At 70.1% G+C, this 13932-nt stretch carries 14 protein-coding genes; 5 read left to right on the top strand and 9 right to left on the bottom strand.

Annotation, left to right across the window (positions count from 1 at the left end):
* The first annotated feature begins 32 nt into the window (after positions 1-32).
* Positions 33-824, top strand: a complete 792-nt coding sequence (locus tag AOK03_RS08540) for a protein kinase domain-containing protein (RefSeq protein ID WP_157868887.1) — start codon at positions 33-35, stop codon at positions 822-824.
* Here AOK03_RS08540 and AOK03_RS08545 read toward each other — a convergent pair.
* Positions 799-1023, bottom strand: a complete 225-nt coding sequence (locus AOK03_RS08545; RefSeq protein WP_055564564.1) for a hypothetical protein — start codon at positions 1021-1023, stop codon at positions 799-801. The genes AOK03_RS08540 and AOK03_RS08545 overlap by 26 nt on opposite strands.
* Positions 1024-1044: 21 nt before the next feature.
* On the opposite strand from AOK03_RS08545, the gene AOK03_RS08550 reads away from it, so the two are divergent.
* Together AOK03_RS08550 and AOK03_RS08555 are read left to right on the top strand one after the other, a co-directional pair.
* Positions 1045-1947: a class I SAM-dependent methyltransferase gene (locus tag AOK03_RS08550; RefSeq protein WP_055564565.1), complete on the top strand. Its 903-nt coding sequence runs from the start codon at positions 1045-1047 to the stop codon at positions 1945-1947.
* A gap of 134 nt (positions 1948-2081) precedes the next feature.
* Complete coding sequence (locus tag AOK03_RS08555; RefSeq protein WP_055564566.1) at positions 2082-2894, top strand: SAM-dependent methyltransferase; 813 nt, start codon at positions 2082-2084, stop codon at positions 2892-2894.
* A gap of 88 nt (positions 2895-2982) precedes the next feature.
* On the opposite strand, the gene AOK03_RS08560 is transcribed toward AOK03_RS08555, so the two are convergent.
* On the bottom strand, positions 2983-3924 hold the full coding sequence (locus AOK03_RS08560) for a hypothetical protein (protein WP_055564567.1): 942 nt from the start codon (positions 3922-3924) through the stop codon (positions 2983-2985).
* Positions 3925-4069: 145 nt separating this feature from the next.
* On the bottom strand, positions 4070-5395 hold the full coding sequence (eno, locus tag AOK03_RS08565) for a phosphopyruvate hydratase (RefSeq protein WP_055564568.1): 1326 nt from the start codon (positions 5393-5395) through the stop codon (positions 4070-4072).
* A 240-nt stretch (positions 5396-5635) separates the two neighbouring features.
* Here eno and AOK03_RS08570 point away from each other — a divergent pair, with 240 nt between their 5' ends.
* Positions 5636-6058, top strand: a complete 423-nt coding sequence (locus AOK03_RS08570; protein ID WP_055564569.1) for a MarR family winged helix-turn-helix transcriptional regulator — start codon at positions 5636-5638, stop codon at positions 6056-6058.
* A gap of 26 nt (positions 6059-6084) precedes the next feature.
* Here the strand turns inward: AOK03_RS08570 and AOK03_RS08575 are convergent, their stop codons facing one another.
* From AOK03_RS08575 to AOK03_RS08585, 3 genes are all read right to left on the bottom strand, one after another.
* Positions 6085-8595: an ATP-binding protein gene (locus tag AOK03_RS08575; RefSeq protein WP_167355587.1), complete on the bottom strand. Its 2511-nt coding sequence runs from the start codon at positions 8593-8595 to the stop codon at positions 6085-6087.
* 101 nt (positions 8596-8696) lie between these two features.
* Positions 8697-9122 (bottom strand): hypothetical protein, encoded by a 426-nt coding sequence (locus tag AOK03_RS08580; RefSeq protein ID WP_063792448.1) that lies wholly within the window; start codon positions 9120-9122, stop codon positions 8697-8699.
* 102 nt (positions 9123-9224) lie between these two features.
* Positions 9225-9827 carry a TetR/AcrR family transcriptional regulator gene (locus tag AOK03_RS08585; protein WP_055564572.1) on the bottom strand — a complete coding sequence of 201 codons (603 nt, stop codon included), beginning with the start codon at positions 9825-9827 and terminating at the stop codon, positions 9225-9227.
* A gap of 87 nt (positions 9828-9914) precedes the next feature.
* Here AOK03_RS08585 and AOK03_RS08590 point away from each other — a divergent pair, with 87 nt between their 5' ends.
* A complete protein-coding gene (locus tag AOK03_RS08590; protein WP_055564573.1) occupies positions 9915-10808 on the top strand; it encodes an NADP-dependent oxidoreductase in 894 nt (297 codons plus the stop codon).
* Positions 10809-10874: 66 nt separating this feature from the next.
* Here AOK03_RS08590 and AOK03_RS08595 read toward each other — a convergent pair whose 3' ends face one another.
* The 3 genes from AOK03_RS08595 to AOK03_RS08605 all read right to left on the bottom strand — a co-directional run.
* Positions 10875-11594 (bottom strand): maleate cis-trans isomerase family protein, encoded by a 720-nt coding sequence (locus AOK03_RS08595; protein WP_055564574.1) that lies wholly within the window; start codon positions 11592-11594, stop codon positions 10875-10877.
* Positions 11591-12574, bottom strand: coding sequence for a hypothetical protein (locus tag AOK03_RS08600; protein ID WP_055564575.1), 984 nt, complete (start codon positions 12572-12574; stop codon positions 11591-11593). The genes AOK03_RS08595 and AOK03_RS08600 overlap by 4 nt, the downstream gene beginning before the upstream one ends.
* Before the next feature lie 500 nt (positions 12575-13074).
* A partial coding sequence (locus tag AOK03_RS08605; RefSeq protein ID WP_157868888.1) for a CU044_5270 family protein occupies positions 13075-13932 on the bottom strand: 858 nt, incomplete at its 5' end.

Consider the following 13932-nt stretch of genomic DNA (forward strand, 5'->3'; position numbering starts at 1 on the left):
CACGCCGACCGCCCCATCCCGACGTTCAAGCTGTGACGAATCCGCTGTCTCCCGTGCCCATCGACGAGGACCGGTGGCGGCTGGGTGCCTATCACGTGGCGGACCGGGCGTTACGCAGCCGCGGCCGCGTCTTCGCGACCCAGGACATCACCGCGGCCGGCCAACTCGACCCGCTGCTGAAGGTGGACGGACCCACGGCGGAGCGGCTGCTGCGCCATCTCGTACGAGGCGGTGTCCTCGAGGTGGTGAGTGAGCCGGGCCGGGCGGATGCCACCCTGTACGGAAACGCGGCGGACGCTGCGATCACGTACTACCGCCTCACCGACACGTACTCCCGGAAGATCGCCGGACTGGCCCTCCACAACGAGGACGAGAGAGCCGATCTGGGCCTTCCCTCGCCTGCGCCGCCGAGCGGATGGAGTGCCTCGACCACCCTGCTCCTGCGCGCGCGGCCGAACGGCGAGGCCGTCATGGTGCCGCAGCAGTCCGCCCGGTCCACGCACCCGCAACCCTCGCTCCCTCCGGTCACCCGGCTCAACGATCGGTACGAGGTGCAGAGGATGATCGGAGCCGGAGGCATGGGCGCGGTCTATCGCGGCCGCGATCTGCGCACCGGGGAACCCGTGGCGATCAAGCTGCTCCACGCCTGGTTGGCCGACGGCGAGGCCGCCGTGCTCCGCTTCCGGCGGGAATGCGAGATCGGACCCCGCGTGCGCCATCCCGACGTCGTTCGGTCCTTCGAGGCCATCGAGTCCCCAGAACCGGCACTCGTCATGGAACCGATCGAGGGACAGTCGCTCAGCCATCCTGGTGCCCCTGGGTGACGTACTGGAGCGGCGTGGCCTGGTGAGTGAGTGCGGTCCCGAACTCGCGGGTGACGTCGTTGAGGGCGGAGGCGACACCCTGCTTCGCGCGCGGCAGGGAGGCGGTGATGGCCTCCGTCGACGGGGTCATCGACAGGCCCATGCCGACGCCCATGGCGAGCAGGCCGGGCAGGAGGGACGCTTCACGCCGCAGGCGCAAACCACTCGTAGCGTGAGGAGCATGAACCACGCGCACGCACGTGCACACGCCGCCCCACCCGCCCCCGCGCACACCTCCCACGGGCACCACCACGACCACGCGTCCGACGGCCAGGGCGAGATCCTCGACCTGGATGCCGAGGTACTCGCCGAGCACACCGCCTCGATCACTGCCTGGCTGCCGTTGCATGCCGACCCGCGCCACATCGTGGATCTGGGCTGCGGCACGGGCGCGGGCACCTTCGCACTCCTCGACCGCTTCCCCGACGCGCACGTCACCGCCGTCGACGCGTCCGCCGAACACCTTCAGCGCCTGCGCTCCAAGGCCTGCTCGCGCGGCGTCCAGGAGCGCGTGCGCACCGTTCAGGCCGACCTCGACGCAGCGGCCTGGCCCGACCTCGGCTCACCGGACCTGGTCTGGGCGTCGGCCTCGATGCACCACATGGCCCACCCCGGCCGCGCACTGCGCGCCGTCCACGAAATGCTCGTGCCCGGCGGCCTCTTCGCCGTCGTCGAATTGGCAGGACACCCCCGCTTCCTGTCCGAAGACGCCCCCGAGGACCGACCCGGCCTGGAAGGGCGCGTCCACGCGGAGGCCGACCGCCTCCAGGCCGAACATATGCCCCACCGCGGCGCCGACTGGGGCCCGCTGCTGAGCAGCGCGGGCTTCGCGGTCGAGGGTGAACGCATCATGGCCGTCGACACGGAAGGCACCCACACGGAACGCACCCACACCGAAGCGATCGGCCGCTACGCACTAGGTGTCCTGCAACGGATCCGGACCGCCGTCGCCGACACGCTCGCCCCGGAGGACCTCGCCGCACTCGACCGGCTCCTCGACACCGGCAGCGCCCACAGCATCCTGCGCCGCGACGACCTGACCGTCCGCACCGAGCGCACCGTCTGGGCCGCCCGCCGCGCCTGATGCGGGTCAGCCGGATTTCCGGACACCGTGCTGCAGGACCACCACAATGGCACCACGGTTCGTTGTCGCCACGGTGGCCGCGCACCACACCAGGAGCACCCGTGCGTGCACGCGGAAGCGGAAAAGGGGAAGTCGTGAGTGCGAGACAGCATCCGTCAGATGTGTCGGGCAGACTGAACACCGGGGTCGCGCACAACGCACGGGTGTGGAACTACTGGATCGGCGGCAAGGACCACTACGAGGTCGACCAGCAGGTCGGCGACCACGTCTCCACGATGTTCCCGGTGATCCGGGACGTGGCCCGCGCGGACCGCGGCTTCCTGGGCCGCACGGTTCGATTCCTGACCGCCGACCGCGGCGTGCGGCAGTTCCTGGACATCGGGACGGGATTGCCGACCCTGGACAACACCCACGAAATAGCTCAGCGGATCGCGCCCGAGTCCCGGATCGTCTACGTCGACAACGATCCCATCGTGCTCGTCCACGCCCGCAGTCTGCTGGTCGGCACCCCTGAGGGAGCCACCGACTACATCGATGCCGACATCCACCACCCCGACCGCGTCATGGAGGGAGCCTCGGCAACTCTTGATTTCGAGCGGCCCGTTGCCGTCATGATGCTGGGCATCCTCAACTTCATCCTCGACACGGAACGGGCCCAGGACATCGTGCGCCAGGTGATGGCCTCGGTCCCCTCCGGCAGCTACCTCGTGGTGACGCACCCGACCACCGACACCGACCTCGGCGGCGAGGGCAACGTCGGGGCCATGAAGTTCTGGAACGAGAACGCCACGCCACCGATCACCGCCCGAAGCCGCGGGGAGATCAGCGCGTTCTTCGACGGTCTTGACCTGCTGCCGCCCGGACTCGTGTCCTGCTCGCAATGGCGCGCCGAGACCGAATCGGCGGACATCACACCCCAGTTCGGCGCGGTGGCCGTGAAACCCTGACCGGACGCCGCTGGTCAGGATCGGCAGTCCGCGGCCTGTCGCCTGCGGCTGCTGCTCGACGCCTTGTCGCATCGCTGCATCAGCTGTATCAGCTGCGTCGGTATCTGGCTGCCATCGTGTGGAACACCTTCTTCGGTTCCCAGCGCCTCTCGTCGAGCATCCGGACGACGCCGTAGGAGCCGAGGTCCTGCTCCCCGGGTCTGCTGTAACCGGCGAAGGTGAACCAGAGCGCGGTGTCCACGCCCTCCTCCTCGAAGATGTCCAGCAATTCGGTGAGGTAGCGCGCCTGCTCGTCCTCGTCGGGGGCCGCACCGTGCGGCACCTGCCAAGCCATGCCGCCGCGCTCTCCGGCGCCCTGGTAGGCGCAGGTTCCGTACTCGGTCACCGCGACGGGCTTGCCGTGGGCGAGGTGTCCGCGCAGCTCGTTGCGGAAGGTGTCGGCGTTGTAGGCGGCCCGGTAGGCGTCGATGCCGACGATGTCGAACGCGCCCCAGTCGACGAACTCCCACGGCGCCGAGGCGTAGGTGACCTGCCCGCCGAAGTGCGCGCGGACGGTCTCGGCGATCTGGGACAGGAAGTCGGTGAGGCGTTCTTGCATCGGTCCGAGGGAGGACCACCACTCCATGTCGGCGGCGGCCATGGCCCGCATGCGGTCGGCGTAGGTGTCGCCCGGGAGGAAACCACCACAGAACGCGCTGATCTCGCACCCGGCGACGAACACCACATCGGCACCGGCCCCTCGTACGGCTTCGGCCTGGGCGGCACAGTCGGCGAAGAACGGAAGCAACCGGTCGCGGGGAAGGTCCACGGGAAAGGGAGCGAACCAGACCTCGAGGCCCGCGTCCGCAGCGTGCCGCGCAGCGATGCTCAACCGTTCAGGATCTCGTCCGGAGACGCGGACGGCGTCACAGCGCAGATCCCCGGCGATCACCGCCATGTCGTGCCGGACCGCCTCTGGGGTGAAGCTCTTGCGGGAGAGTTCTTCCCCCGGCAGGAATCCAGTGTCGTAGTTGATGCCCCGTGCGCGCACGTCCGTGTCCCCTCACGCGATCGTTTCCATGATCCGGCAACCGGCAAAGGGCCGGCATGCGGCCGCGAGACGGCTGGGGTACGGCCGGGATATGTGGGCCCCAACCATCATCGGGGCCCACACGGCCGCTACCGCCGCAGCCCGCTCACGCCCGCCGCAGCGCGGAGCGCCCCGCATACCGCGCCGCGTCGCCCAACTCCTCCTCGATGCGGATCAGTTGGTTGTACTTTGCCGTACGGTCGGAGCGGGAGAGCGAGCCGGTCTTGATCTGGCCGCAGCCCGTGGCCACCGCCAGGTCCGCGATGGTGGTGTCCTCCGTCTCGCCCGAGCGGTGCGACATCACGGCCGTCCAGCCCGCTTGGTGGGCCGTGGCCACCGCGGTCAGTGCCTCGGTGAGGGTGCCGATCTGGTTGACCTTGACCAGGATCGAGTTGCCGACGCCCGCGCGGATGCCCTCGCGCAGCAGCGCCTCGTTGGTGCAGAAGACGTCGTCGCCGGTGAGCTGGCAGCGGTCGCCGACGCGGGCGGTCAGCTCGCGCCAGCCGTCCAGGTCGTTCTCCGCCATCGGGTCCTCGATGGAGACGATCGGGTAGGCGTCGATGAGCTTGGCCAGGTAGTCGGCGTTCTCGGAGGGGGTGCGGCGCACGCCCTCGCCCGCGTAGTCGTACACCCCGTCGCGGAAGAACTCCGACGACGCCGGGTCCATGACCAGGCCGATGTCCGCGCCGGGGCGATAGCCGGTGCGTTCGATGGCGGCCATCACGAAGTCGAGCGCCTCCTCGGCGGTGCGCAGCGCGGGTGCGAAGCCGCCCTCGTCGCCGACGCCCGTGGAGTGCCCGGCGGCCAGCAGGTCGCGCCGCAAGGTGTGGAAGACCTCGCTGCCCATGCGGACCGCCTCGGCGAAGGTGTCCGCGCCCACGGGCACGATCATGAACTCCTGGAAGTCCAGCGGATTGTCGGCGTGGGCGCCGCCGTTGACGATGTTCATCATCGGCAGCGGCAGGAGGTGGGCGTCGTTCCCGCCGAGGTAGCGGTAGAGGGGTTGGTGGTGGGCGGCCGCGGCGGCCTTGGCCGTGGCGAGGGAGACGCCCAGGACCGCGTTGGCGCCGAGCCGGGACTTCGTCGGGGTGCCGTCGAGGTCGATCAGCGCTGCGTCCAGCCCCGCCTGGTCCGTCGCGTCCCGGCCGCGCACGGAGGCCGCGATCTCCCCGTTGACGTGGGCCACCGCACGGTCGACGCCCTTGCCGTGCCAGCGCGCGGAGTCGCCGTCGCGCAGTTCCACGGCCTCCCGGGCGCCGGTGGAGGCGCCGGAGGGCACCGCCGCGCGTCCCAGGGATCCGTCCGCCAGGACGACGTCGACCTCGACCGTGGGGTTGCCCCGGCTGTCGATGATCCGGCGGGCGGCGACCGTCTCGATGGTGGCGTCGGTGCTTTCGGCGTGTTCGGCGCTTCCGACTGCCTCTGTGGACATGGGAGGTCCTTCCCGTTGTCGTATGCCGGGCCCCGGCTGCGACAACGCTGGCGCTGGCCTCGACAGCAGCAAACCCTACAGCAATGCTGATCAGTTTGGCTGCGCAGTATTGCTGCACAGCATTGCTGTGCAGTGGAGTGGCGCAGTGGAGCAGTGCCGTGGTGCAGCGCAGGGATTCCGGGCGGGCACACCGTCCAGGTCGGGTGCGCAGGTTTGCTGGTCAGCGCGGTAAAGTGCCCTATGCCCACCTCGGAAGCCGCCGTCATCGCCGCTGAGCTGCGCACCGCGATGGGCAAGCTCACTCGACGCGTCAAGCACGAGGACCGCATCCCGCTGGGCCAGGTCGCCGTGCTCGGTGCGCTCGACCGCGACGGCGCCATGACCACCAGCGACCTCGCCGCGGATCAGCGCGTACGCCCCCAGTCGATGGCCCGGGCGGTGGGGCTGCTCATGGAGCAGAACCTGATCACCCGCCGGGCGCACCCCACCGACGGCCGCAAGTCGCTGGTCGAGCTGTCGGACGAGGGCCGGGCAGCGCTCGAGGCGGAGCGCGGCCGCAGGGTCGGCTGGCTCGCGCAGGCCATCGAGGACGAACTCACCGACGAGGAGCGGGCGTTGCTGGCACGCAGCGCAGCCCTCCTGGACCGGCTCGCCACGCGCTGAGCCGGTCGGGCCGAGCGGATGTGGCCTCAGTGTCCACGCGGTTTGGGCGTGACCAAAGTGGCCAGGTACTCGGCGGCCGACTGCGCTTCTGCCGCGCCGGTGCGCCGGTAGATGGCGAGGGCCTGGCGGAGTTCCGCCTGAGCCCCGTCGTGATCGCCCATGCGGGCGAGGCATCGAGCAGCCCCTTCCAGAGCCCGGGCCTCGTCCAGTGGGCTGCGGATCCGTCGTGCCAATCCCATGGCCTGCCGGTACGGGGTGAGGGCTGCTTCCGGGCCGGTGGACTCGGCGAGCAGTGCGCCGATGTCATTGAGTACCTCGGCCTCTCCTTGCGGTGCACCAACCTCCTGAAACAGGGTCAGGGCCTTCTGCTGGAGTGAGGCTGCCTGCTCGTAGTCACCTGCCATGTAGTGAACGCGGCCCAGCCCGTGGCAGGCTTGAGCCTGGCCCATGCGGTCCCCGATGCCCTGGAACAGGGCCAGTGCCCGCTGGTGGAGCTGGGTCGCCTGCTCGTGGTCACCGGTGGCTTGAAGGGCGCGGCCCAGGTCGTGGATGGCATGGGCCTGCCCGTGCTGGTTGCCGAGGCTTTCGAACAGGGCCAGGGCCCGCGTGTGGAGTCGGGTTGCCTGCTTGTGGTCACCTGTCACGTATCGCACATGACCCAGCCCATGGAGGGCCTGAGCCTGGCCCAGTCGGTCACTGACGCTCTCGAACAGGGTGAGGGCCTCTGCGTGGAGCCGGGCCGCCTGCTCGTGGTGACCGGTTCCGCACCGTACGCGGCCCAGTCCGTGCAGGGCCTGGGCCTGTCCGTGCTCGTTGCCGAGGTGCGCGTACAGGGCCAGTGCCCGCTCGTGGAGTTGGTCCGCCTGTTCGTAGTCGCCGGTCACGTACCCCATGCGGCCCAGGGTGTTGAGTACGTGGGCCTGACCGTGGCGGTTGCCGAGGCACTCGTACAGGGTCAGGGCTTGCTCGTGGAGCCTGGCTGCCTGCTCGTAGTGACCACTCAGTCCCTGCCCGCGGCCCAATTCGCTGAGGACGTTGGCCTGGCCGAGCCGGTCGCCGAGGGCCTCGTACAGGGCGAGGGCCTGTTGCTGGAGCCGGGCCGCCTCCGTGTTGTCGCCGGTCAGGTAGCGGACGCAGCCCAGTTCGTGGAGGGCGTCGGCTTCGCCGTGCGGATCGTTGTGGTCGTGGGCGGCGGTGGCGGCGCGTCGGTGGAGGGTGGCGGCCTGGTGCCACGATCCGTTCTGGAGGAGGAAGGCTGCCAGGGCGGCGGTCAGGCGGACCGCGTGAGGGGCCTGGTCCGGGGTGGCGGTGTCGATGCAGGCGAGAAGGTTGGCGCGTTCGGTGCGCATCCAGGCCAGGGCGTCTGTGTGGTCGCGCAGTTCGGGTGCGGCGAACTGCGCGACCACGGACGGGTTCTCGAGACGCGGGATACGGGCCAGGTGGCGGTCGGCGCGCTGGGCGGTGTGCAGGTAGTGGAGCAGGAGACGTTCGACGGCCCGAGTCCGGTCGTCGGGTGGGTCGCGGTCGGTGACGAGGGTGCGGGCGTATGCCCGTAGAAGATCGTGGGGCTGGTAGCGACCAGGGGTGATCTCTTCCAAGAGGTGGTCGGTGTAGAGGGCTTCCAGGCGGCGTCGGGCGGACGCGAGGGGGATGCCGTCGAGGGCGGCCGCAGCGTAGGCGTCAAGGTCGGGGCCGGGGTGGAGTCCGATGCGGCGGAACAGGCGTTGCTGATCGTCGGGCAGGTCCTGGTAGGAGAGGGCGAAGGCGGAGTGGGCCGCGCGGTCCTCGCCGACAACTTCGCTCAGGCGATCCTGGGCATCGGTGAACTCGGCGGTGAACCGGGTGATGGACCACTTGTCTTTGTGCCGCAGGCGGCCGGCGAGCAGCACGATCGCCAGCGGCAGCCGGCCGCACAGCCGCACCACCTGGGCAACTGCCGTGTGCTCGCTCCCGGTCGGGGTGCGGTGCGCGGCCTTGGTGAACAACTCGGCTGCTTCTGACGGAGCGAGCGGGGGGAGGGACAGAGGATCGGCGCCGTCCAAGGCGATGAGACGGCGGCGGCTGGTGACCAGGGTCAGGCAACCGGGGCCGCCGGGCAGGAGCGGCTTTATCTGGGCGTGGCCTGCGGCATCGTCCAGTACCAGCAGGACGCGCCTGCCGACGAGCCGGTCACGCCAGAGGTCGGAGCGGCCTTCGACGGTCGGGGGCAGGTTGCGTGGGTCGAGGCCCAGATCGGTCAGCAGCACGGCCAGCACATCGATGGCTTTCGCGGGGGACATGCCCGGGGTGTGGGCATGCAGGTCGCAGAAGAACTGTCCGTCCGGGAAGCGCCCGGTGAGCATGTGTGCGGCGCGGGTCACCAGGGCGGTCTTGCCCACCCCGGGCATCCCGTCGACGGTGTGGACGTTCGTCACGCGGCTCGGGGCCGTCAGGGCCAAGAGCCGCGCCAGCTCGCGCTCGCGCCCGGTGAACGCCGTGATGTCTTGGGGCAGACCGTGCCTGATCACCGGCCGTTCGGGCGGAGCCGCTTCGTGCACCGTCGTTCTGTACATGTCGCGGGCGGGCATATGGAGTTCCCCCGGCCCGGTGACCGTCCCCTGCTGTTCAACGCGCGCGTCGGGCGGTCGATCGGGCGGAATCAAGCTTTTGGGGTCGGCGGCTCCCGGTAGACGTCCCGCCCCGCCACGATGCTCGTTCCGCCGAATACCGTTGTGTTCTGGAGGACCGAGTACGCCCGTTCCCGCTGACCCGGGTCCAGCGCGGGTGCGAGCTGTTCGTCCAAGAGGCGGCGCAACTCACCGGCTGCCAACGGTTCCCGCTGCAGCAAGGCCTGCAACTGAAGGCGCCACATGCCCTCCAGGGCCTGCTCGGTGCTGGGGTCCTGGTCCTGGCGAGCCTGGAGGATCTGCGTCCGCAGTGTCTCCAGCTCGCTGTCCATCTGCTCTGCCTGCTCCGGATGGATCCGCTGCCAGAGGGCGGCCAGGCCGTCCCGGGCCTGCTGCCAGGCATCCGTGGCCATTGCCGCCACCAGGGCCGAACCCACCGCCATCGCCAACGCATCCATGACCCACCCCAGGACGTCGTACCGGACTGTCAACAGCGTGCGCCCGGCCCTCGCGCCCTGGCCATAGGCCGCCGGGAATCGGGCATCGCTCGCAAGCAGTGCCTACGTCGGTTCGATGGCCTCCCACGCAGCCTCGATCATCACGAAGATCTCGTCCACCGCCGCCTGCGGATCGGGTTCCTCGCGGGCCAGTGAGAACGCGTCGACCGCGAACCTTGCGATCGTCCGGCAAGTCGTCGTGGTCCGGGGCGGGTTGGGGGCGGGGGCGGAGTCGGCGTGGGGGTCGGCGGCGATGGCTCTTGCCAGGGACTCCGCGTGGCGCAGCCTCATCGACGCCTCGTACTGCCGCAGGGCGGGTGACGCGTCGATCATCTGCCAGGTCGGCGCCGCGCCGTCGCCCGTGCAGTGGCGCACCAAGGCGTGGATCTCGCGCCGCAGTGCGGGGATGAGTGGTTCCTGCGGTGCCCTGTCCGTGACCGCTCGCACGAGGCGTTGCTCGAAGTCCTCGTCCAGTTCGAACACCAGGGCCTCTTTGGAGGCGAAGTGGGAGAAGAGCGTGGTGACGGCGACGTCGGCCTCGGCGGCCACGTCGCGGATGCCGACCGCGTCGTACCCGTGTTCCTGGAAGAGCCGCATTGCTGTGTCGGCGATCTTCTGGCGGGTCGCGGCTTTCTTGCGCTCGCGGCGGCCGGGCTGCACGGTCATGCGCTGACGCTATCAAATACGAAGGTGTAGCTGTGCTGAAAAAGCAACGGTTCCAAAAGGCTAACCGTTAGTGTTACGGTCCATCGCATGAAGAGAGTGAGCTTCGCCGAGTTCGGCGGTCCGGACGTTCTGCAACTCATGGATGCCGAGGAGCCCCACGCGGGTCCCGGCCAGATACGCATCGCCGTCAGGGCGGCGGGCGTGAACCCCGTCGACTGGAGGATCCGGGAGGGTCAGAAACTCGGCGCCCATCCGACCGAGCTGCCCGCCGGGGTCGGGCTGGATGCCTCGGGGGTCGTGGACGAGGTCGGCGACGGTGTCCTAGGGGTTGAGGTCGGCGAGCGTGTGTTCGGCGAGGGGTCGAGCACCTATGCCGAGTTCGCCGTGCTGTCGGCCTGGGCCCGTATGCCCGCGGGGCTGACGTTCGAAGAAGCGGCTGGGTATCCGTCCGTGGTGGAGACCGCGCTGCGCGTCATCCGCGAGGTCGGAGTGCAGCCCGGGCAGACGCTGCTGGTCAGCGGCGCGTCCGGGGGAGTCGGGTCTGCCGTGCTGCAGATCGCCCGCGTCCGCGGCATCGCGGTGATCGGCACGGCCGGTGCCGCGAACCAGGACTACCTGCGGAGCCTGGGTGCCCTCGCCACGACGTACGGCGAGGGGTGGGTCGAGCGGGTGCGGGAGCTCGGTCATGTCGACGCGGCTCTCGATCTGGCGGGCTCGGGCGTGATCCGCGAACTCGTCGAGCTGACCGGGGATCCGCGCAAGGTCGTCTCCATCGCCGATCTCGGCGCGCCGGAGCTCGGGGTCCGCTTCTCCGGTGTGGCCGGGAGCGTGCCGGACGCGCTCGCCGAGGCCGCCGACCTCATCTCCCGGGGAAAGCTGCACATTCCGGTCGAGAAGTCGTACGCGCTCGCCGATGCCGCGGCGGCGCACGTCGACAGCCAGGCGGGTCACACGCGCGGGCGTCGGGTTGTCGTCGTCTGACGAGTAGTCGGTTCGGTGGACGGGCGTATGGTCGGGCTGCGGACTTCGGGCGTCAGGTATCAGGCGTCAGGCGTGGGCTTCTTCCAGGAGTCGCTGTCCCGGGCCGTGCGCCCGTGTGCCCACCGCCTCCAGCAGCGCCCACGCCGTCGCCTGGTTGGCGCTGATCACGGGCTTGCCCAGGCGCTCTTCGAGGCGGGGGAGTGCGTCGTAGGTGGGCAGCGCCGTGCAGCTGACGAAGAGGGCGTCCGCCTCGGGACGGTCTCCGGCCACGACGGTGTCCAGTACGTCCCGCTCGCCGACCGCGTAGACGTCCTCGACCGCGTCGAGACCGAGCGGCGTGAGCGCCACGACCTCGAAGCCGGATGCGTCGAGGTACGCGGCGAGCAGTCGGTCGACCGGATCTTCGTAGGGATGTACGACGGCGACGCGGCGGGCGCCGACGGCCCGGAGCGCACCGATGGTGGCGCTGCTGGTCGTCAGCGCCCGCCGCGCGCCGTGTCCCGTCATCGTTTCCCGCAGCGCCCGCTCGCCCGCCGCGCCGCCGACGAAGCTGCACGCGGTGCACAGATACGCCACCGCTTCGGCTCCGCGTGCCACCAGGTCCCGGGTCGGTTCCACCAGCAGGCGCGACTTGCCCAGGCGGGTGACGAGGTCCAGGTTGTCCGCGTACGAAAGGACCTTCTCGGTGCACCTCAGCGTGCACTCCACGCCCGGCGGGAACCAGCGGCGCAGTTCCGCTTCTCGTGTGAAGTCGTACGAGGCGATCACTCCGACCTGAGCGTTCAAGTCAAGAACTCCGGGGTCGTCTGCCGTCTGGGGTCGGGGTCGGGAGCGGGGACATTCTCCAGTTGCCGGGCTTCGTCCGGGTCCGGATCGGACGCGAGGATCTTGTCCGCGCGCTGGTCGATGGTCCGGGTGAGGGCGATCTGGGACAGCCCGAACACTACGGCGTAGGCCATGACGCCGCGCCAGGAGTCGGGTGCCTTGATCATCGGCAGCCACTCGGTGTCCACCAGGAGCAAGCCGATCACGGCGGTCAGCGCGCCGATCGGGAGCTTGATGAGCTCTTGGTAGAAGGGGAGGTTGTACGGGTTCCAGCTGCCGCCCATCTTCTGCAGTCGTCCCACCACGTGCGTGGCCGCACCGAGCATCCCCAGCAGCATGACCAGACCGACTTCACGGAGACCCGGATCCGTCCGGCGGGGGCAGCCGTCCGAGCAGACCGGGAGCGCCCCCGCGCTGCGCCAGGCCACCAGGACGGTCACCATGAGCAGTACCGTCAGGACGCTGCCGGAACGGATGAGCCGGTTGCGGAAGTTGCGGCTGCGTACGGCTCGTTCCTCCTGGGCCGCGTAGGCGGCCTCCAAGAGGGCCGCGACGGCCCAGGGCACCCGCTCGTCGTGCGGCGAGTCCTTCAGTTTCAGCTCCTCGACCAGTGTGAGGCGCGGGTCCTTCTGGCAGAGCGGCCCCGCCAGGGCGAGCACCGTGTCGATCCGGGTCCACGCCCTGGCCGGCGCCGACTGGGCGATGATCGCGACCTCGGCTGCGTGCAGGCACGCCAGCGTGCCCTCGTACGCCAGACCGTTCCACCAACTGCCCACTCGCCAGCGGAGGTCGCGGTTTCCGGCGGCCTGTCGCATGTATTCCTCGGCCTTGTCGAGGAGGCGCTCCGCTCCCGCCCGCGACTGCCCCTCCCGGGTCTCCGCGTGGTGCGGGCGGTCCGATGGCCCTTTCGAGGCGTCGAGTTGGTCTCGCAGTACCCACATACGGGTCTGGGTGCGATGCAGCCACGTCGTGGACCTGCGGTGGCGGTCAGGGGGCGGTTGAGGTTGGTTCGCTGTGGCTGCTGTGGCTGCTGTGGCTGCTGTGGTGGCCGTAGTGGGTGCCGGTGATGTGTTCGTTGTGTTCGTTGTGGTGGGTCGTGGTCCCGGTCGGCGGCGGGCTTGGCTTTTGTACAACCAGGCTTTGCGGCTCCGTGCCGTCATGCTGTCCCCCGTTGTGTCCGCGGGGGTCAAGGTGGTGGGCCGAACCCCGCGTCGCGCGCGGGACCAGCCGGTCTCACCCCGGCGCCCCCGTGTCGGGTGGGCGAGCCGTTCGGCGTGTCCCCCCGGACACGTCCCGCTGAACTGACGGGCCTCGCGCCACCGCTTCTTCCGAAGCATGCTCCCGTACGCGAACGACGTCCACCATGGCGGCACGGATCATGGACGCAACCCGCGGCGGGCGGCGGTCGCGAACCCGGCGCGACCGCCGCCGCGCACGGACCTCAGCTCTCCCGCGAGGCGGCCGGTGCCCGGCCCGCCTCGTCGACCACCGCGTGGTCGATCACCGCCTGGGCGGACATCAGCGTCCCGGCCTTGCCGTACCGGGTGTCCTTGAAGAGATAGCTGCGCGACCCGAGGAAGGTGAAGTCCTGCGGGTCGAAGACCCATTCGGTGCGGGCACCGAACGTCGTGTCGTCACGGGCGATGGCGACGCCGGTCCGGCCGGTGAGGTCCTTGGCCACGGGCAACCTGGTGACACCGGGGATCTTCGCCGCGGCCTGGTAGAGGGCAGCCGCCGTCTTGGGCGGCATCACCCCGCCGAGCAGGCTGCCGATGCGGTCGAAGACGGCTTGGTCGCGCTCGACCCCGTCGGACTTCGGCGTCTTGGCGTACAGGTGCGCCAGCAGCTTGTCGGGGTCGGTGGGCAGGGAGGACAGCCAGTGGTAGGTGGGCCGGTCGAGGCCCTCCGGCGTGCCGTCGGTGTCGCCCAGCTGGGCGTTGATCGGCAGGGTTTCCCCGTTCTCACGGGTGAGTCCGAGCTTGTGGAGCGGGCCCGGCTGCTGCGAGGCCCATGACTCGACGTCCCGGACCGGGCTCACCACGGCCTTGCCGCTGGTGAGGTCCGCTTCCCGGACCTTCGCCCGGGTGTAGATGAACTGGTCGTCCCTGACCTTCTGGGCGTCGCCCTTGCCTGCGGCGTCGGAGATCTGGTCGAGAAGTGCCGCCGCTGGCTTCATGTCCCGTGCGTCGTGCTGCCCGGTCGCCGAGGTGGCGGGCGCGTCGTCGTCCGTGGTGAGGACGACGCCCGTGGTCAGGATGGCGCCGAGGGCCAGGGCCGTGACGGGCACCAGGAGGGCTGT

Origin of the sequence: Streptomyces atriruber (genome assembly GCF_001418325.1) — a bacterium.
Classification (GTDB): domain Bacteria; phylum Actinomycetota; class Actinomycetes; order Streptomycetales; family Streptomycetaceae; genus Streptomyces; species Streptomyces atriruber.

What these genes read in the sequence shown, in the direction of transcription:
- AOK03_RS08585 (WP_055564572.1), bottom strand. Translation starts at nt 9,827, where the DNA reads ATGACCGTGCAGCCCGGCCGCCGCGAGCGCAAGAAAGCCGCGACCCGC.
- AOK03_RS08570 (WP_055564569.1), top strand. Translation starts at nt 5,636, where the DNA reads ATGCCCACCTCGGAAGCCGCCGTCATCGCCGCTGAGCTGCGCACCGCG.
- AOK03_RS08600 (WP_055564575.1), bottom strand. Translation starts at nt 12,574, where the DNA reads ATGTGGGTACTGCGAGACCAACTCGACGCCTCGAAAGGGCCATCGGAC.
- AOK03_RS08550 (WP_055564565.1), top strand. Translation starts at nt 1,045, where the DNA reads ATGAACCACGCGCACGCACGTGCACACGCCGCCCCACCCGCCCCCGCG.
- AOK03_RS08590 (WP_055564573.1), top strand. Translation starts at nt 9,915, where the DNA reads ATGAAGAGAGTGAGCTTCGCCGAGTTCGGCGGTCCGGACGTTCTGCAA.
- AOK03_RS08580 (WP_063792448.1), bottom strand. Translation starts at nt 9,122, where the DNA reads ATGGATGCGTTGGCGATGGCGGTGGGTTCGGCCCTGGTGGCGGCAATG.
- eno (WP_055564568.1), bottom strand. Translation starts at nt 5,395, where the DNA reads ATGTCCACAGAGGCAGTCGGAAGCGCCGAACACGCCGAAAGCACCGAC.